Source organism: Streptomyces sp. NPDC034084 (assembly GCF_055575535.1).
The window spans coordinates 37,587-53,052 of sequence record NZ_JBVISK010000006.1 but is presented as its reverse complement, the minus strand read 5'-3'; the positions used below and the strand labels follow the sequence as shown (position 1 = coordinate 53,052).

Below are 15,466 nucleotides of genomic sequence, written 5' to 3'. Positions count from 1 at the left end.
TGGCGGGCCCCTCGCCCAGCCGAACCCCCACAGGACTCGTCCGCTTCGCGACCATCCGTCACGGATCGGTTCTCGTTACGCTGGGGCGTATGACTTCCATGGCCCCCACCCGCACCGAACCCGACCTCTCCTACCTCCTCGACCACACCAGTCACGTCCTGCGGACGCGCATGGCGGCCGCGCTCGACGAGATCGGGCTCACCGCGCGGATGCACTGCGTACTGGTGCACGCGCTGGAGGAGGAGCGGACGCAGGCGCAGCTCGCGGAGATCGGGGACATGGACAAGACCACGATGGTCGTGACCGTCGACGCCCTGGAGAAGGCCGGGCTCGCCGAGCGCAGGCCGTCCACCACCGACCGGCGGGCGCGGATCATCGCCGTGACCGAGGCGGGGGCCGAGGTCGCGCGGCAGAGCCAGCAGATCGTCGACCGGGTCCACGAGAGCACCCTCGCCTCCCTCCCGGACGACGAGCGCGAGGCCCTGCTGCGCGCCATGAACCGGCTGGTCACCGGCCACCTGGCGACCCCCGTCGAGAGCCCCAGGCCCGCCCGGAGGGCCCGCCAGCGAGCCTGAACGCAAACCGCTCCCGTAAAAAATAGTCTGCAACAAAACCTTCTGCTAACGTCTTTCCTGTCGGCTCCGTCGAACAGGAGAGATCCCCATGCCTGCCAGCACACCCCTCCGCCCCCGCCTCGCCCTCGGCGTCCTCGCCACCGGCATGCTGATGACCGTCCTCGACGGCAGCATCGTCACCGTCGCGATGCCCGCCATCCAGGGCGACCTCGGCTTCACCCCCGTCAGCCTCAGCTGGGTCGTCAACGCCTACCTGATCGCGTTCGGCTCGCTCCTCCTCCTCGCCGGCCGGGTCGGCGACCTCATCGGCCGCAAGCGGATGTTCCTCGCGGGCACCGCGATCTTCACCGCCGCCTCCCTCCTCGCCGGCGTCGCGGCCTCCCCCGCCCTCCTCATCGCCGCCCGCTTCCTCCAGGGCGTCGGCAGCGCGATGTCCTCCGCCGTCGGCCTCGGCATCCTCGTCACCCTCTTCACCGAACCCCGCGAACGCGCCCGCGCCATCGCCGTGTTCAGCTTCACCGGCGCCGCCGGCGCCTCCCTCGGCCAGGTCCTCGGCGGTGTCCTCACCGACGCCCTCGCCTGGAACTGGATCTTCTTCATCAACCTGCCCATCGGCGTCGCCACCCTCCTCGTCGCCCTCCGCGCCCTCCCCGCCGACCGCGCCCTGGGCCTCAAGGCCGGCGCCGACGTCACCGGCGCGCTGCTCGTGGCCTCCGGCCTCATGGCCGGGATCTACGCGGTCGTCAAGATCGAGGAGTACGGGGCCACTTCGGCGCACACCCTGGGCTTCGGGGCCCTCGGCGTCGCCCTCCTGGCCGGCTTCCTGCTCCGCCAGGCGAAGGCGGCGAACCCCCTCATGCCGCTGCGGATCCTCCGCTCCCGCAGCGTCGCCGGCGCCAACGCCGTGCAGATGGTGATGGTCGCCGCGCTCTTCTCCTTCCAGGTCCTCGTCGCCCTCTACCTGCAGAAGGTCCTCGGGTACGGAGCCGCCGAGACCGGTCTCGCGATGCTGCCCGCGGCCCTCGTCATCGGCGCCGTCTCCCTCGGCGTCTCGGCCCCCCTCATCGCCCGCTTCGGCGAGCGGAACGTCCTGCTCACCGGCCTCGTGCTGCTCGTCGGCGTCCTCGGCCTGCTGACCCGCGTCCCCGTCCACGCCTCGTACGCCGTCGACCTGCTGCCCGTGATGCTGCTCGCCGCCGGCTTCGGCCTCGCGCTCCCCGCCCTCACCGGGCTCGCCATGTCCGGCGCGGAGGAGGCGGACGCGGGCCTGGCCTCCGGGCTCTTCAACACCACCCAGCAGATCGGCATGGCGATCGGCGTCGCGGTCCTCTCCACCCTGGCCGCCACCCGCACCGAGTCCCTCACGGCGGCCGGAAAGGCCGGACCCGAGGCGCTGACCGGCGGATACCACCTCGCCTTCGGCGTCGGCACCGGTCTCCTCCTCCTCGCCTTCGCCCTCGCCTTCACCGTCCTGCGCCCCACCGCCGCCGCGAAGTCCCGGCAGATGACCATGGCGGCATGAGAGCCGGCCGACTCGTCACCGCCCCGCCCCTCCTCCGCCCCTGCCGCCGAACTCACCGCCCCGTACGCGGATCGAGGAACTCCGGCAGCTCCTCCTGGTGCACCAGCGCGAGGCGCGACACCGCCCGGGTCAGCACCACGTACAGCCGGTTCGCGCCGCGCGCCTCGGCCGCCAGGATCGCGGCCGGCTCGACGACCACGACGTGGTCGAACTCCAGGCCCTTGACGACGGACGCGGGCAGAACGGTCACCCGTTCCCCGCACCCCGCCACCGCTTCGGTCACCGTCTCGACGAGCCCGTCGGCCGTGATCACCCCCACCGAGCCCTCCGCTCCGAGCGCGGCCCGCACCGCCCCGCGGACCCCGGCGGCCAGGTCCGTCGTCCGGTGGACCGTCACCTCGCCGTCCCCGCGCACCGAACGCCCGGCGGGCACGTCGGCACCGAGCTCCGGCAGCAGCCGGTTGGCGAGGTCGACGATCGCCGCCGGCACGCGGTAGCCGAGGGTGAGCGGCACGACGGGCGTCCCGGCCTTGCCCAGGTGGGCCAGCTGCTCGTGCCAGTCGCGGGCGGCCCACGGGGTGGTGCCCTGGGCGAGGTCGCCGAGCACGGTGAGCGAACCGAACGCGGTGCGGCGGGCGATGGCCCGGCACTGCATCGGCGAGAGGTCCTGAGCCTCGTCGACGACGACGTGCCCGTAGCTCTCGGGGCGTTCGATCAAACCCGCCAGCTCGTCGAGGAGCACGAGGTCGGCGGCGGTCCAGCGCGCGGAGCGGTACGAGCGCGGCGGCCGCGCCCAGCGGATCGCCGCACGCTCGGCCTCCGTGAGCGCGGAGTCCGCCGGGTCCGTCAGGACCTCCGCGAGGACCTCCTCCGGGGTGGTCTTCGGCCAGCACGCGTCCAGGAACGCCGTCACCGCCCGCGCCCGCTCGATCCGCCGCGCCCAGGCCGCGCCCAGGGGCCCCGAGCGACGTTCGGCCCGGAGCTGGAGGGCCCGGAGGACCCGGGCGCGGACCCGCTCACGGCCGGTCGCGTAGGGCGGCGCCTCCTCCCGTACCGCCGCGACGATCTCCGCGAGCCGGGCGGCCGGAAGCCGCCAGTGGTACGAGCCGTCGCGGACGGTCAGGTCCTCCGCCGGGTCGGGGTCGACCCTGCCGTACAGCGCGCGGTGCAGCACCTGCGCCATCCGGGCGTCGTGCTTGACCCGGGCCGCCGCCTCGCCGTCCTCGGCCCGGACCGGGTGGCGGGCGATCTCCTCGTCGAGGGTGGCCTGCCGGATCCCGGTCTCGCCGAGCGAGGGCAGCACTTCGCCGATGTACGAGAGGAAGGCCCGGTGGGGGCCTAGGACGAGCAGCCCGGAGCGGCGGATCCGCTGCGGATGCGTGTAGAGGAGGTACGCGGCCCGGTGCAGGCCCACCGCCGTCTTGCCGGTGCCGGGGGCGCCCTGCACGCACAGGGAGGCGGCCGGCCCGGAGCGTACGAGATCGTCCTGCTCGGGCTGGATGGTGGCGGCGATGTCCCGCATGGGGCCCACCCGGGGGCGCTCGATCTCCCCGGTGACGAGGGCGCTCAGGGTCCCCGTCCCGCCGTCCGCGAGGTGTTCGTCCTCCAGGGCGGTCAGGTCCTCGGTCGCGCCCTCGCTGTGGGGGGCCCAGCCGAAGCGGCGGCGGCGGAGGACGCCCTGCGGGTCGTGCGCGCCGGCCTGGTAGTAGGCGCGGGAGACGGGCGCGCGCCAGTCGACGACGAGCGGCGGCGCGGCCGGGTGCTCGGCGATCCGGCGGCGGCCGATGTGGTGGATCTGGCCGTCCTCGCGGTCGAGGCGGCCGAAGAACAGCGGCCCGGGCGGCTGTTCGCGCATCTCCTTGGCGCGGCTGCGCAGGTGGCGGCCGAGCGCTTCGGCGTCGGCGCCGGAGGCGGCGACGTCCTCACCGATGACGACCTGCCCGGACACGTCCTCGGTCATCCGGATCAGGGCGGCGCGGCAGGCGTCGTGGTGGGAGCGTTCGCGGGCGAGCTCGAGGTCCAGTGACGTCATTCCGGCAAGCGTAGCCGAAAACGTTACTGGGTTACATTTCTTACTCGGCCACAAGAAGCCGTCCGGGCGGCATCGGTACGGCTGCCCGTCAGTACGGCAGCCCCCGCCTCAGCGACCGGAACGCCTCCCCCGCCGCCGCCACCGCGTCCGGCTCCACGTCCGCGACCGTCTCACCCGCCGCGAGCCGCGCCACGTTCTCGTTCGCCAGGATCCTCAGCACGGCCACGATCTGCCCGGCCGCGAGCCGCGCCGTCAGCGGATCACCGCCGAGCGCCCGCGCGAGGACCTCCTCCGACCGCTGCTGGTAGCCGTGGATCGCGGCGAGCAGGGCCGGCGTCCCGTACAGGAGCCGGTGGTACGCCAGGACCGCCGGAACGTCGCAGAGCCCGGTGACCGGATCGCGCCGCTCAAGCCCGTCGAGGAGGTGCTGGTACAGCGCGTCGAGCGGCGCCGTGCCGTGGGTCCGCCCCGTCTCCACCACCCGCGCGGGCTCGCCCTCGTGGTCGGCGAACCGGTGGAGGACCAGGTCCTCCTTGGCGGGGAAGTACCGGAAGAGGGTCGGTTTGGAGACCTCGGCGGCGGCGGCCACCTCCGCGACGGAGACCCCGTCGTACCCCTTCTCCATGAAGAGCGCGATGGCGGCGTCCGACAGAGCCTGCCGGGTCCGCTCCTTCTTCCGCTCACGCAGCCCCGTCGGGTACTCCGGCTTCACACGACATCTCCTTTGAGAGACGTCCATCCTAGTGAAGAGAGCGTCAGAAGATGTCCGGCGAGAACGGCCGCTGCGGCGTGCGGAACAGCAGTTCGGCACGGCCGGCCGCACCGGGCGTCAGCTCCTCCAGACGCCCGAGCCGGGACAGCCGCACCGCCGACTCGTCGCCGAACGCGAGCGTGGCCAACTCCGCTGTGCCGAGGGCGAGATCGGCAGGCTCGGCGGTACGGACACAGGCCGCGCCCGCCGGGGAGGCGTCGAGCCGGAAGCGCCCGCCGGCCAGGCCGTCGGCGTCCCGCACCTCCACCACGAGGCTCCCCTCCACCGGATACGTCCGGCTCTCCAGGACCCGGACCACGTCCAGGACCCGGACCCACAGCATGTCCGCGTACGTCAGCATCCTGGCCGCGCGCGGGTCCGGAAGGAGCAAGGGCAGCAGGTCGTCGGGGGCCCGGTAGCCGGAGCGGACCGTGGTGATCCAGTCGATCGAGCAGAGGTAGTGCCACAGGGCGCGCTCGGCCGCCGGGGTGACGGCGATGAGGTCCCGTACCGTCGCCGTGTTCACCGGCTGCTTCGCGTCGTCCCACTTGTCGTCGGCGGTGTACGCGACGTACCCCTCGACCTCGCCGGACTCCGACCGGTACATCGCGTAGTACGGCTCGCGCCACGGCTCGCTCTGGTGGCCGAGGCCGGTGCCCTGCTCCCAGCCGCGCGTGTCCCGGTTCGTGACGCCGGCGCGGATGCCGGCCAGCCGGCGGTGCACCTCGGGGCCTGTCTTGCGGATCTCGTCGCCGTCCACCAGATCGATCCGGCCGCCGTCCTCCGGGCGGCCCGAGCGGCGGGGGTCGAGACCGGCCCGGCGCACGTCCACGCTCCATTCGGCGGCCCAGCTCGCCGGACCGAAGCCGAACCGCCCGTAGATCGGGTACTCGGCGGCGATCAGGGTCGCGATCGCGTCGCCCCGCTCCTTCGCGGCGGCGAGGTCGGCGGACATCATCCGGCTGAGCAGCCCGCGCCTGCGGTGCGTCGGCGAGACCGTGACCTGCGTGATCGCGTCGGCGGTGAGACTGCCCCCGCCGACCGTGCTGACCTCCTGCGGAAAGGACCGGAAGGTGGCGACGATCCGGTCACGGTCGAAGGCGCCGAGCGTCCGCGCGAGGTCCGCGTGGGCCAGCCGGTCGGCGACCTCCTCGTCGGAGACGACCGGGACCTTCAGGAACCCGGTGCGCAGCGCCCGCTGCCAGTCGTGGAACTCGGACTCCGCCACCGCGCGTACGTCGACAGTCATCCCCCGACCCTACGCACGGCCCTGACGGCCCCGCACCCGACTTTTCCCGGGCTCAGGCCAGCAGGTCGTCGACCTGCGCCTCACCCTCCCGGTAGCGGCGGGCGATCTCCGCGCTGCAGTCGTCGGCGGTCCGCTGGAGGTGCTGCCGGCGCCGCGAGACCTGCTGCTCGTACCCCGCGAGCCGCCCCATCGCCGCGTGCAGCTCGTCGTCCGTCCGGGCCGTCAGGTCCGACAGCTCGACCTCCGACAGCATCTCGCTCGCCAGCCGCCGGTACTCCTCGCCGCGCGGCGTCGACAGCGTCACGTGCCGCGCCGAGCTGCGGTGCCGCGAGGGCACGTCGGCGAGGATCTCGGAGAGGCGGTCGAGGACCGGGGCCTCCGGATCGGTCCGTCGCGCGAGCTCGGCCCGCAGGATGTCGATCCGGCCCTGGAGCATCCGGCGGACGTAACTCAGATCGGCCTCGTCGCTCTGCGCGTCCCGGCGCAGCGCACGCAGCTCGGGCAGCCGAAGCGCGCCGAGGTCGGGCTGCGGCCGGTCGGCCTGCGCCCGGCCGGACGGGGCCCGGTCCGCCGCGTCGGCGGACCGCTGCACGGGTGGGCGCGTCACGGGACCTCCGCCCGGTCCTCCACCCCGGCTGCCGGAGCGGGTCAGCGGTACGGGACCGGACGGCGTCGGCCCGGTGCCAGGTGCACTCATGAGAATCGTCCCCTCGACCGGTGCGGAACCGCACCGCCTGACACGCATGGTGCCACTCCTGCCCGCGCGCGGCAGGCGGTCTGCACCCGTTCGGCCCCTCGCGTTCCGGGCCACGGCCCGCTCGGTAGGTTGGTGCGCATGCGAGCTGTGGTGCAGAGGGTCGACGGCGCGAGCGTCGTCGTCGCAGGGGAGACCGTCGGTGAGATCACCGGCGAGGGGCTGTGCGTCCTGGTCGGGGTGACCCACGACGACACCCCGGAGAAGGCCGCCCAATTGGCCAGAAAGCTCTGGTCCGTCCGGGTACTGAACGACGAGAAGTCGTGCTCCGACGTGAACGCGCCGCTGCTCGTCGTCTCCCAGTTCACCCTCTACGGAGACGCCCGCAAGGGACGCCGCCCCACCTGGAACGCCGCCGCCCCGGGCCCGGTCGCCGAACCCCTCGTCGACGAGGTCGTCGCACAGCTGCGACAGCTGGGCGCCCACGTCGAGACGGGCCGCTTCGGAGCGAAGATGCGCGTCTCCCTCACGAACGACGGCCCGTTCACCGTACTGATCGAGGTCTGAACCCCCAGGACCCGACGGGCGCGAGCGCCTACGGCTCGACGACGGTCTCCTGCGCGGCCGCCGTCGTGCCGGCGATCAGCGGGGCGTCCACCGGGACGTTCCGCTTCACCAGGGCCAGCGCGATCGGACCCAGCTCGTGGTGGCGGACGGCGGTCGTCACGAAGCCGAGCTGCCGGCCCTCCTCGCCGTCGGCCGCGAGCCGGAGCGGCGTGCCGTGGCCGGGCAGCAGCACCTCGCTGCCGTCCAGGTGCAGGAAGACCAGGCGGCGCGGCGGCTTCCCCAGGTTCTGCACCCGGGCGACGGTCTCCTGGCCCCGGTAGCAGCCCTTCTGGAGGTGGACGGCGCTGCCGATGAGGCCGACCTCGTGCGGGATGGTCCGGTGGTCCGTCTCGAAGCCGAGCCGCGGCCGGTGCGCCTCGACCCGCAGCGCCTCGTACGCGAGGATCCCGGCGGCCGGGCCGTGCGAGGCCGCGAAGGACTCCAGGTCGGCGCGGGGCAGGAACAGATCACGGCCGTGCGGGGTCTCCCGTACGACGACGCCCTCGGGCACCTCGGCGATGGAGCCGGCCGGGAGGTGGACGACCGCGACGTCCTCCGTACGGTCGGCGACCTCCACCCGGTAGAAGAACTTCATCGACTCCAGGTACGCGAGAAGCTCCTCCCGCGTCCCCGGCTCGACGTGCGCCCACACCGTCTCGCCGTCGTCGACGAGGTACAGGGCGTGCTCGATGTGCCCGTTCGCGGAGAGGATCAGCGCCTCGGTGGCCCGGCCCGCCGGCAGCTCGGTCACGTGCTGGGTGACGAGCAGGTGCAGCCAGCTCAGCCGGTCGTCACCGGAGACGGCGACGACTCCCCGGTGCGAGAGGTCGACGAAACCGTTGCCTTCGGACAGGGCGCGCTGCTCGCGGAACAGGTCGCCGTAGTGCGCGGCGACGCCTTCGTCGCGGCCTTCGGCGGGGACGGCGCCGGGCAGGGACAACAGAGGGCTCTTCATAAGAAGAGCCTACGACTCCGCGTCCGCTGCCTTCCTGGCGCAGTCCTCGCAGCGGCCGAAGATCGCGAAGTGCTTCATGTCCGTCTCGAAGCCGAAGGTCTCGCGGAGCTTCCCGGTGAACTCGGCGGCCACCTCGACGTCCGCCTCGATCACCCCGGAGCAGTCCCGGCAGACCAGGTGCAGATGGTGGTGCCGGTCGGCGAGGTGGTAGGTCGGGGCGCCGTGCCCCAGATGCGCGTGGCTCACGAGCCCGAGCTCCTCCAGGAGCTCCAGGGTCCGGTACACCGTGGAGATGTTCACCCCCGAGGCGGTCCTGCGGACCTCCACCAGGATGTCGTCGGGCGTCGCGTGTTCCAGCTTGTCCACGGCCTCCAGGACAAGCTGGCGCTGCGGCGTCAGCCGGTAGCCGCGCTGCCGCAGGTCGCTCTTCCAGTCGGTGCTCACCACGCCCTCCAGTCTAGGAGGGCGCGGCGCGCCATCCCGATGTGTCTAGCGGAAGAAGGCGATGCCGTCGTCCGGCATGTCGGGAAGGTTGCGGGCCATCTCCGCGACCTCCTCCGGCGTGACGACCTTCTTCAGGTGCGCCGACATGTAGGGGCGGAGCGGGACCTCGGGGGTCGCCTTCTCGCCGACCCACATGAGGTCGCCCTTCACGTAGCCGTAGAGCCGCTTTCCGCCGCTGTACGCCCCCGAGGCCGCGGTCCGGGCGACGGCGTCCGTCGCCAGGTCGATCTGCGGCTTCTGGTCGGCGAGCTCGCCGTACCAGATCTCGACGATGCCCTGGTCACGGACCATGACGACCTCGACCTTGCGGTCCTTGTCGATCCGCCAGTATCCGCTCTCGCTCTCCAGCGGACGGACCTTGTTGCCGTCGTTGTCCAGGACCCATGAGTGGGAGCGGTACTCGATGAAGTCCCGGCCGTCGTGGCTGAAGGTCACGGACTGGCCGAAGTTGCACTTCTCGGCGCCGGGGAAGTCGGAGACGCCCGCGCCCTCCCACGTACCGAGCAGGAACGCGAGGGGGACGAGGTCCGGGTTGAGGTCGGACGGGATCTCGATCATGAGTGGCTCTGGCGTTCTCTAGAGGTGGTTACCGCTGGCCCTGGTACAGCTTCTTCACGGTCAGACCGGCGAAGGCGATCACGCCGACGGCGACCAGGACCAGGAGAGTTTCGAAGAAAACGATCACGGGGTGCTCCTCGACTGAGCGGTGAAGGCGGAACGGGCCGGACCCCAGCTTAGTGGGCGGGGGTCCGGCCCACCCTGTGAGGTGGGTCTAGCGGGGCACGGCTAGCCGAGCAGCTGCGCCTGGAGCGCGACCGTCTGTTGGAACGGCACCGTGAGCACCCCGCCCTTCCGGGTCTGGGTGACGACCGCGAAGGTGTCCCCTGCCTGGATGTAGGCCCAGCGGGTCTGGTCGGGGCCGTACGGCGCTTTCTCCTTGTAGGCGTAGACGGAGAGGTACGGCACGTCGACGCCCTGGGTGCCCATGTCGATCTCCGCCTCCCCGACCCCGGCCGGCAGCCGCCTCCCGCGGAAGACCTCGCCCGTGGCCTCGTCCTTGAGTGCTTCCGCGTACGCCACCGACGAGAACCGCAACAGGTGGATCCGGGTGGTCGTGCCGTCGGGCGTGGTCCAGCCGCGGGCGGCGACGTGCCGGAGTGCCGAGTCGGCCAGGTACTCCTTCGCCGTGCCCCGGTCCTTCTCCGCGAGCAGCGCGAGGTACGAGTCGACGCCCGCCCAGCCGCCGTTCAGTTCCGGGTCGGCCGTGGCGCCCGCCGGGGCGGGCAGCAGGAGCTTCCGCACGTCGGCGTGGTGGATCTCGCCTTCGTTGCCCTCGGTGAACGGCCGAAGGGCCCCTTCGGGCAGCGGCGGAAGGGCGAGCTCCGGGTACTCCCAGCGCCCGTCGGACTCGGTCGCGAGCCCCGGCACGTCGGTGCGCTCCATGGCCGTGATCCCCATCGCCGTACCGGCCCCGATCCCACCGCAGACGAGTACGGCGGCGGTCCAGCGGGCGATGCCCAGGAGCAGCGGCTTCCGGGACCTCCTCGGCTTCACGGGCTGCTCCGGTGCGGGGGGAGCGGGCACGGGCTCGACCTGCGCCGGGATCGGCGTCTCGGTCTGCGTCTGCTCGGTCATACGTACTCCCCCGGGGATGCGATGTGGTCGAGCTGCTGCGTCAGCAGCTTCACCACGGCCGCCTTGTCGAACGGCTTGGCGCCCGCCGCCGTCATGGTGACGAGGACCTCGGAGTCGTACGCGAGGCAGATCATCTCGTCCAGCGCCACGGCCCGCTCCTTCTTGTCCAGCGAGTCGTTCACGGGCGCCGTGTAGCAGACGGCGTTCCGGTGGTCCTTCACCTTGGGTCCCTTCGGGAACTCCAGGGCGTCCATGACCTCCTTGGTGAGCCGGTAGCTGTTCTTGATCTGCTTCTTGTCCTTCATCCGCGCGAGCTGGAACGTGACGACGACGTCGTTGTCGGTGTCGGCGAAGGTGCGGACGCCGATGCCTTCGACGCCGAGCTTGTCGACGTCCTTCTCGAACGCGCGACGCTTCTTCCCGGAGAGCCCCTCGCCCGCCTGCTTCATCAGCGCGGTGGCCGCTGCGGCGCCGAGCTCGCCGTCGTTGCCGTACAGCTCCTCGTCGGGGCCGAACTCGTACCCCTCCGGCAGCGGCAGCAGGAGCTTGCTCAGCGGCGTGCCGGCCTTGCCGCGCGCCAGGGCGGCGGCCGGGTCCTCGTTCTTGCCGGCCTTCTCCGCCGTTCCCCACAGCTGCGTCGGCGCGGTGCGGTCGGCCGAGGAGACGGCGACGGCGGTGTATGTGACGCCGCCACCGATCAGGCCGAGGACGAGCGCGGAGGGCAGGACGACGCCGAGCAGGACCCGACGGGCACCCCGCTTCTTCGTCGTCGGCTCGGTCGGCTCCGAGGGCTCGGCCACTGTTTCGGTCACGTCGTTCCGGTCCTCACTCACAGGCGCCCCAGCTGTCGCTCGGCCAGCGAACGGATCTCCTTCTCGGAGATCTTCTTCGTGTCACTGATGAAGATCTCCACCGCGATGTCACCGCGGTGGAAGACGGCCCTCGCCTGGTACATGTCCAGGTAGCCGGCCTTCCGCTTCACGGGAAAGACGTAGTAGCGGCCGTTCGTCGAGCCCTTCAGCTCCTTGCCCTCGTTGCCGGCGTACTCCTCGCCCGGCAGGTAGGCCTGCTGGCCGTCGACGAACTCCTCCGCGCCGATGGTGTCGCCCGCGCGGTACTGGATCAACCGGACCTCGGTCGACTTGTACTCGCCCGATTTCCAGGCCGTGGCCGCGACCCGCCGGATGCCCAGATCCAGCTGGCGGTCGAGGGCGTCGCCCGGACGCGTGAACGTCGAGGCGAACTCGTAGACAGGCATCCAGCCGTCGTCGTCGCCGAACTCGTCCTTCTTCGCACCGGCGGGCTTCGGCACCAGCAGCTTCCGCAGGTCGCCCCGCGCCTTCGCCTGCAGGTCCTCCTTCGCCGACAGCGGCTCCGGCTCCTGGCCCTTCGGGAGCGGCTTCGCGGGGTACGCGAGGCCCGGCTGGTTCAGCGGCGGGAGCGCGGTCGGTTCACGGTCGGCCTGGATGCCGTAGCCGACGGCGGTGCCGCCGACGAGGCCGATGACGGCGGCGACGGCGATCAGCCCGACGGTACGGAGGACACGGCGGCGCGGTCGCCGGACCGGAGGCGCGGTTTCCGTGACCCTGTCCGGCTCCGGCGTGGATGTTGTATCCGTATTTCGGATACTTTCTTCAATACTCAAGAGTCCCCCCACGAGACCTGAAGCGCGGATTCCGTCACCCGCGCACACAGCTGACCCGCGAGGGGCGCATGAGGTTGCAGTGCCCCGCATTACAGTTCGGCATATGGCGAAGAAGCTCGTGATCAAGGTGACCGCAGGGGCGGACGCCCCCGAACGCTGCTCCCAGGCCTTCACGGTGGCCGCCGTCGCCGTCGCCAGCGGCGTCGACGTCTCGCTCTGGCTGACCGGCGAGTCCTCCTGGTTCGCCCTGCCCGGCCGCGCGGCGGAGTTCGAACTCCCGCACGCCGCGCCGCTGCCGGACCTGATCGACTCGATCCTGGCCGCCGGCCGCGTGACGCTGTGCACGCAGTGCGCGGCCCGCCGCGAGATCACGGAGAAGGACGTCCTGCCCGGCGTCCGCATCGCCGGCGCCCAGGTCTTCGTCCAGGAGGCCCTCGGGGACGAGACCCAGGCGCTCGTCTACTGATCCCCCGCTGATGCGCAGGACCTACGGCTCGCGGCGCTTCTTGCCGTCCAGCTCGTCCCACCACTCGTCCGACTTCGGGTCGCCCGAGGGATCGTCCCACCAGCGGTCCTCCGGGCCCCGGCGGTTCGCCACCATCGCGGCGACCGGGGGGATGACCATGGCGACGACGCACATGCCGATGGCGACCGGCATCGAGAAGAGCCGCACGACGGCCCAGGCGCCCACGAACAGGGCCAGACAGGCGCCCATCATCCAGAAGTAGACGTGCCGACGTCGCGCGTACACACCTTCAGCGTACGGCCGGACGGGCCCCCCGTCACCGACGGCCGGAGCCCGGAGAAGAAGGAGACCGGAGGGCCGTGCCTCAGGTCCTGGAATGGCGTCCAACCCCCCAGGAGGCACGGCCCTCCGGCCGTTCGGGTGCGGTGTGTCACCGCGCTCGCGGATCAGACCGCGATGGCCACGTCCGTCAGGCTCCCGGTCTCCGTGACGACGACCTTGCGGTCGGCCTGGGCGCCCGGGACCAGGGCGCGGAGGGTCCACTCGCCGGTCGCCGCGTAGAAGCGGAACTGGCCGGTGGCCGAGGTCGGGACCTCGGCGGTGAACTCGCCGGAACCGTCGAGGAGGCGCACGTAACCGCTGACGGGCTCGCCGTCCTTCGTCACCTGGCCCTGGATGGCCGTCTCACCGGGCTTGAGCGTGCTGACGTCGGGGCCGCCGACCTGAGCTCCACACATGTTCTCTGTCCTGTCCTAGAGGTATCGGGGGTCGCGGAGGCGGGTTACTTGTTGGCGCCGAGCTCGATCGGCACGCCGACGAGGGAGCCGTACTCGGTCCAGGAGCCGTCGTAGTTCTTGACGTTCGGGACCTCGAGCAGCTCGTGCAGGACGAACCAGGTCAGCGCGGAGCGCTCGCCGATGCGGCAGTAGGCGATGGTGTCCTTCGCCAGGTCGACCTGCTCGGCCTCGTAGAGGGCCTTGAGCTCGTCGTCCGACTTGAAGGTGCCGTCGTCGTTGGCGTTCTTCGACCACGGGATGTTGCGGGCGCTCGGCACGTGGCCGGGGCGCTGCGACTGCTCCTGCGGGAGGTGCGCCGGGGCGAGCAGCTTGCCGGAGAACTCGTCGGGCGAGCGGACGTCGACCAGGTTCTGGGCGCCGATCGCGGCCACGACGTCGTCGCGGAAGGCGCGGATCGAGGCGTCCTGGGCCTTGGCCTTGTACTGGGTGGCCGGGCGGGACGGCACCTCGGCGACGAGGTCGCGGGAGTCGAGCTCCCACTTCTTGCGGCCGCCGTCGAGGAGCTTGACGTCCTGGTGGCCGTAGAGCTTGAAGTACCAGTAGGCGTAGGAGGCGAACCAGTTGTTGTTGCCGCCGTAGAGGACGACCGTGGTGTCGTTCGCGATGCCCTTGGCCGAGAGGAGCTTCTCGAAGCCCTCCTGGTCGATGAAGTCGCGGCGGACCGGGTCCTGCAGGTCCTTCGTCCAGTCGATCCGGATGGCGTTGCGGATGTGGTTCTTCTCGTAGGCCGAGGTGTCCTCGTCGACCTCGACGATGGCGACCTGCGGGTTGTCGAGGTTGGCCTCGACCCAGTCCGCGTCGACCAGGACGTCGCTGCGAGCCATGTTGTTCTCCTCCGGGGCAGTGTGCGGGGGTGTGCTGCGGTGGTGCGGGTGTGCGGTGCGGTAGGCGTCGTCGCGTGCGTACGACAGCGGACGGGCGTACGGCTCTGCACAGGGCGGCCCCGACATCGGTCGACGGGCCTGCGGGATACGGGAGTTGGCGTCCCGCTCAGACCGAGCGACAGAGCATGGCGGCGACGCGGCACAGGTCTACTGCCCGCCGCTTCGTGAGATCCGCCTGTCGCTTCATGCCCTCGATCGTAGGGACGGACAGGCGGCCGTGTCACCGGTGTGTCGTATTTTGAGACGCGATCGTCCGAGATGCGAGACGCGATCACCCCGCACGTCGGCTCCGGACGCCTCCGCACCGAGGTGTCCGCTTCACCATCTGCGGATCGGACGGCCCCGTCTCAGCATGTGACCAAAGGTGCCGTCCGGGCCCCGTCAGCCCGCCAGGACGACGTCCTTGCCGGTCACCGTGACGGCCAGGCCCTCCGGGCGCGGCTCGACCTTCTGCACCTTCATGCCGGCGATCGCGCCGATCGGGCGCTCGAAGTCGGTGCGCGCGCGGACCAGCTCCTCCACGCCCGGGATGCCGGCGCCCGGCACCTCGTCGGCGCGGACCCGGATGGTGTCGCCGTTCACGACGGACACCGTGGACAGGACCGAACGGGTCAGGCTGCGTCCCAGGATCTTCACGCTGCCGGTCACCTTCACCTTGCCGTTCCCGCCGTAGGCGACGGTGGCCTCGCGGTCGGAGGCGGCGGTGAGGTCCGCGTACGAGATGAGGGCCGTGCCGTTCGCCGAGCCGGCCTTCGCGCCCGCCCAGTCGCCGGTCACGGTCACGTCCCGCAGGTCCATGGTCAGCTCGCCGACCCTGATGTCCCGGTCGCCCGCCGTCGCGGTGACGCCGGCCGCCTTCACGTCGACCTCGTCGAACCGCTTGTCCGCCACCTGGGTGAGAAAGGGAAAGCCCTTGATGTCGACCTCGACCGACGTGACGGTCGTGCCCGACAGCTTCACCCGGCTCGCCGCCTCCGACTCGGCGTACGACGCGGCCAGCCGGTCGATCCCGACGAAGACCCCGCCCAGCACGACGGCCACGACCAACAGAATCCGCAGTGCTCGCATGGGCTGCGCTTCCCCCCGTATCGCTTCCCGTAAAACTTCCGGCCCCCCGACACGAAGATCGACGTGTCGGGGGGCCGGTTGGT

The 15,466-nt window shown here is 71.7% G+C and carries 19 protein-coding genes; 4 read left to right on the top strand and 15 right to left on the bottom strand.

Features of this window, described 5'->3' with window-relative positions:
- Positions 1-89: 89 nt before the first annotated feature.
- Positions 90-575 carry a MarR family winged helix-turn-helix transcriptional regulator gene (locus ACZ51I_RS21910; protein ID WP_468878381.1) on the top strand — a complete coding sequence of 162 codons (486 nt, stop codon included), beginning with the start codon at positions 90-92 and terminating at the stop codon, positions 573-575.
- Positions 576-663: 88 nt separating this feature from the next.
- Positions 664-2,097, top strand: coding sequence for an MFS transporter (locus ACZ51I_RS21905; protein WP_468878379.1), 1,434 nt, complete (start codon positions 664-666; stop codon positions 2,095-2,097).
- Between the two features lie 52 nt (positions 2,098-2,149).
- On the opposite strand, the gene ACZ51I_RS21900 is transcribed toward ACZ51I_RS21905, so the two are convergent.
- The 4 genes from ACZ51I_RS21900 to ACZ51I_RS21885 all read right to left on the bottom strand — a co-directional run bounded on the left by ACZ51I_RS21900 (position 2,150) and on the right by ACZ51I_RS21885 (position 6,826).
- Positions 2,150-4,129, bottom strand: coding sequence for a HelD family protein (locus ACZ51I_RS21900; RefSeq protein ID WP_468878377.1), 1,980 nt, complete (start codon positions 4,127-4,129; stop codon positions 2,150-2,152).
- A gap of 88 nt (positions 4,130-4,217) precedes the next feature.
- Positions 4,218-4,841, bottom strand: coding sequence for a TetR/AcrR family transcriptional regulator (locus ACZ51I_RS21895; protein WP_468878374.1), 624 nt, complete (start codon positions 4,839-4,841; stop codon positions 4,218-4,220).
- A 43-nt stretch (positions 4,842-4,884) separates the two neighbouring features.
- A complete protein-coding gene (locus tag ACZ51I_RS21890; RefSeq protein WP_468878372.1) occupies positions 4,885-6,129 on the bottom strand; it encodes a GNAT family N-acetyltransferase in 1,245 nt (414 codons plus the stop codon).
- A gap of 52 nt (positions 6,130-6,181) precedes the next feature.
- Positions 6,182-6,826: an RsiG family protein gene (locus tag ACZ51I_RS21885; protein WP_468878370.1), complete on the bottom strand. Its 645-nt coding sequence runs from the start codon at positions 6,824-6,826 to the stop codon at positions 6,182-6,184.
- Between the two features lie 138 nt (positions 6,827-6,964).
- Between ACZ51I_RS21885 and dtd the strand changes: the two genes are divergently transcribed.
- Entirely contained in the window at positions 6,965-7,390 is a 426-nt protein-coding gene (gene dtd / locus ACZ51I_RS21880) for a D-aminoacyl-tRNA deacylase (RefSeq protein ID WP_468878368.1), read from the top strand.
- A gap of 28 nt (positions 7,391-7,418) precedes the next feature.
- Here dtd and ygfZ read toward each other — a convergent pair whose 3' ends face one another.
- From ygfZ to ACZ51I_RS21850, 6 genes are all read right to left on the bottom strand, one after another.
- Positions 7,419-8,384, bottom strand: a complete 966-nt coding sequence (gene ygfZ, locus ACZ51I_RS21875) for a CAF17-like 4Fe-4S cluster assembly/insertion protein YgfZ (protein ID WP_468878366.1) — start codon at positions 8,382-8,384, stop codon at positions 7,419-7,421.
- 9 nt (positions 8,385-8,393) lie between these two features.
- On the bottom strand, positions 8,394-8,831 hold the full coding sequence (locus tag ACZ51I_RS21870) for a Fur family transcriptional regulator (protein WP_468878364.1): 438 nt from the start codon (positions 8,829-8,831) through the stop codon (positions 8,394-8,396).
- Positions 8,832-8,873: 42 nt separating this feature from the next.
- Positions 8,874-9,446 carry a heme-binding beta-barrel domain-containing protein gene (locus ACZ51I_RS21865; protein WP_468878358.1) on the bottom strand — a complete coding sequence of 191 codons (573 nt, stop codon included), beginning with the start codon at positions 9,444-9,446 and terminating at the stop codon, positions 8,874-8,876.
- A gap of 228 nt (positions 9,447-9,674) precedes the next feature.
- A complete protein-coding gene (locus tag ACZ51I_RS21860; protein ID WP_468878355.1) occupies positions 9,675-10,523 on the bottom strand; it encodes a hypothetical protein in 849 nt (282 codons plus the stop codon).
- A complete protein-coding gene (locus ACZ51I_RS21855; protein WP_468878353.1) occupies positions 10,520-11,335 on the bottom strand; it encodes a hypothetical protein in 816 nt (271 codons plus the stop codon). The genes ACZ51I_RS21860 and ACZ51I_RS21855 overlap by 4 nt, the downstream gene beginning before the upstream one ends.
- 17 nt (positions 11,336-11,352) lie before the next feature.
- Positions 11,353-12,168, bottom strand: coding sequence for a hypothetical protein (locus ACZ51I_RS21850; protein WP_468878350.1), 816 nt, complete (start codon positions 12,166-12,168; stop codon positions 11,353-11,355).
- 103 nt (positions 12,169-12,271) lie between these two features.
- Between ACZ51I_RS21850 and ACZ51I_RS21845 the strand changes: the two genes are divergently transcribed.
- A complete protein-coding gene (locus tag ACZ51I_RS21845) occupies positions 12,272-12,634 on the top strand; it encodes a DsrE family protein (protein ID WP_468878348.1) in 363 nt (120 codons plus the stop codon).
- 21 nt (positions 12,635-12,655) lie between these two features.
- Here the strand turns inward: ACZ51I_RS21845 and ACZ51I_RS21840 are convergent, their stop codons facing one another.
- The 5 genes from ACZ51I_RS21840 to ACZ51I_RS21820 form a co-directional block, all read right to left on the bottom strand.
- A complete protein-coding gene (locus ACZ51I_RS21840; protein WP_468878345.1) occupies positions 12,656-12,919 on the bottom strand; it encodes a DUF3099 domain-containing protein in 264 nt (87 codons plus the stop codon).
- A 161-nt stretch (positions 12,920-13,080) separates the two neighbouring features.
- The gene (locus ACZ51I_RS21835) at positions 13,081-13,371 is read right to left on the bottom strand and encodes a DUF1416 domain-containing protein (protein ID WP_468878343.1); all 291 of its coding nucleotides are present in this window, start codon (positions 13,369-13,371) and stop codon (positions 13,081-13,083) included.
- Positions 13,372-13,415: 44 nt separating this feature from the next.
- Positions 13,416-14,255, bottom strand: a complete 840-nt coding sequence (locus ACZ51I_RS21830) for a sulfurtransferase (RefSeq protein WP_468878341.1) — start codon at positions 14,253-14,255, stop codon at positions 13,416-13,418.
- 166 nt (positions 14,256-14,421) lie between these two features.
- Entirely contained in the window at positions 14,422-14,502 is an 81-nt protein-coding gene (locus tag ACZ51I_RS21825) for a putative leader peptide (protein WP_350497993.1), read from the bottom strand.
- 194 nt (positions 14,503-14,696) lie between these two features.
- Positions 14,697-15,383, bottom strand: coding sequence for an LmeA family phospholipid-binding protein (locus tag ACZ51I_RS21820; protein WP_468878338.1), 687 nt, complete (start codon positions 15,381-15,383; stop codon positions 14,697-14,699).
- Positions 15,384-15,466: the final 83 nt, after the last annotated feature.

Excerpts from the sequence above, each read along its gene's own strand:
- ygfZ (WP_468878366.1), bottom strand. The coding sequence starts at position 8,384 with ATGAAGAGCCCTCTGTTGTCCCTGCCCGGCGCCGTCCCCGCCGAAGGC.
- ACZ51I_RS21910 (WP_468878381.1), top strand. The coding sequence starts at position 90 with ATGACTTCCATGGCCCCCACCCGCACCGAACCCGACCTCTCCTACCTC.
- ACZ51I_RS21820 (WP_468878338.1), bottom strand. The coding sequence starts at position 15,383 with ATGCGAGCACTGCGGATTCTGTTGGTCGTGGCCGTCGTGCTGGGCGGG.
- ACZ51I_RS21865 (WP_468878358.1), bottom strand. The coding sequence starts at position 9,446 with ATGATCGAGATCCCGTCCGACCTCAACCCGGACCTCGTCCCCCTCGCG.
- ACZ51I_RS21900 (WP_468878377.1), bottom strand. The coding sequence starts at position 4,129 with ATGACGTCACTGGACCTCGAGCTCGCCCGCGAACGCTCCCACCACGAC.
- ACZ51I_RS21905 (WP_468878379.1), top strand. The coding sequence starts at position 664 with ATGCCTGCCAGCACACCCCTCCGCCCCCGCCTCGCCCTCGGCGTCCTC.
- ACZ51I_RS21860 (WP_468878355.1), bottom strand. The coding sequence starts at position 10,523 with ATGACCGAGCAGACGCAGACCGAGACGCCGATCCCGGCGCAGGTCGAG.
- ACZ51I_RS21845 (WP_468878348.1), top strand. The coding sequence starts at position 12,272 with ATGGCGAAGAAGCTCGTGATCAAGGTGACCGCAGGGGCGGACGCCCCC.
- ACZ51I_RS21890 (WP_468878372.1), bottom strand. The coding sequence starts at position 6,129 with ATGACTGTCGACGTACGCGCGGTGGCGGAGTCCGAGTTCCACGACTGG.
- ACZ51I_RS21885 (WP_468878370.1), bottom strand. The coding sequence starts at position 6,826 with ATGAGTGCACCTGGCACCGGGCCGACGCCGTCCGGTCCCGTACCGCTG.
- ACZ51I_RS21830 (WP_468878341.1), bottom strand. The coding sequence starts at position 14,255 with ATGGCTCGCAGCGACGTCCTGGTCGACGCGGACTGGGTCGAGGCCAAC.
- ACZ51I_RS21835 (WP_468878343.1), bottom strand. The coding sequence starts at position 13,371 with ATGTGTGGAGCTCAGGTCGGCGGCCCCGACGTCAGCACGCTCAAGCCC.
- dtd (WP_468878368.1), top strand. The coding sequence starts at position 6,965 with ATGCGAGCTGTGGTGCAGAGGGTCGACGGCGCGAGCGTCGTCGTCGCA.
- ACZ51I_RS21825 (WP_350497993.1), bottom strand. The coding sequence starts at position 14,502 with ATGAAGCGACAGGCGGATCTCACGAAGCGGCGGGCAGTAGACCTGTGC.